The organism is Mitsuaria sp. TWR114 (genome assembly GCF_007997345.1).
The window spans coordinates 1-1,004 of the sequence record NZ_VOSR01001031.1 but is presented as its reverse complement, the minus strand read 5'-3'; the positions used below and the strand labels follow the sequence as shown (position 1 = coordinate 1,004).

At 72.7% G+C, this 1,004-nt stretch carries 1 protein-coding gene; it reads right to left on the bottom strand.

The genetic code is table 11. The features are described 5' to 3' along the window. On the bottom strand, positions 1-1,004 hold a 1,004-nt coding region (locus tag FUT87_RS26990), incomplete at both ends, for a heme lyase CcmF/NrfE family subunit (protein WP_186830801.1).

Genomic DNA, 1,004 nt, shown 5'->3' with positions numbered 1-1,004 from the left:
CGAGCAGCACGTTGTTGAGCAGCAGCAAGGTCTCGCGCGACAGCGCCGCGAAGCGGCCGCCCAGCCCGACCTGCGGCGCGCGCCAGGCGAAGAGCAGCAGCGAGCCGCCGACCACCGCGATCATCATCGACAGGATGTAGAGGCCGCGGCCCGGGTCGACCGCGAAGGCATGCACCGAGGTGAGCACGCCCGAGCGCACGAGGAAGGTGCCCAGCAGGCTCAGCGAGAACGCCGCGATGGCGAGCAGCACGGTCCAGCTGCGGAAGGCGCTGCGGCGGTCGGTGACGACCAGCGAGTGGATCAGCGCGGTGCCGACCAGCCACGGCATCAGCGACGCGTTCTCGACCGGGTCCCAGAACCACCAGCCGCCCCAGCCCAGCACGCCGTAGGCCCAGGCGCTGCCCAGCAGGATGCCCAGCGTGAGGAAGCTCCAGGCGGCCAGCGTCCAGGGCCGCGACCAGCGCGCCCAGGCGGCGTCCAACCGTCCCGACAGCAGCGCGGCCAGTCCGAAGGCGAAGGCCACCGAGAAACCGACGTAGCCCATGTAGAGGAAGGGCGGATGCGCGACCATGCCGGGGTCCTGCAGCAGCGGGTTGAGGTCGCGGCCCTCGGGCGCGGCCGGCGACAGCCGCGCGAACGGGTTGGACAGCCACAGCAGGAACACCAGCATGCCGATGCTGAGGGCGCCCAGCACCGCGAGCACGCGCGCGACGTAGTCGCGCGGCAGGCGGCCGCTGAGCAGCGCCACCGCCGCCCCCCAGACGCTCAGCAGCGTCTGCCAGAGCAGCATCGAGCCCTCGTGGCCGCCCCAGACCGCGGTGAAGCGGTAGATCGCGGGCAGCGTCGAATGCGAGTTCGCCGCGACGTACAGCACCGAGAAGTCGCCCCTCAGGAAGCAGGCGGCCAGCACGCCGAAGGCCAGCAGGCACAGCGCGCATTGCAGCAGCGCGGCGGGCCGGGCCACGCGCATCCATGGCGCCGCGCCGCAGTGCGCGCCGACCAGC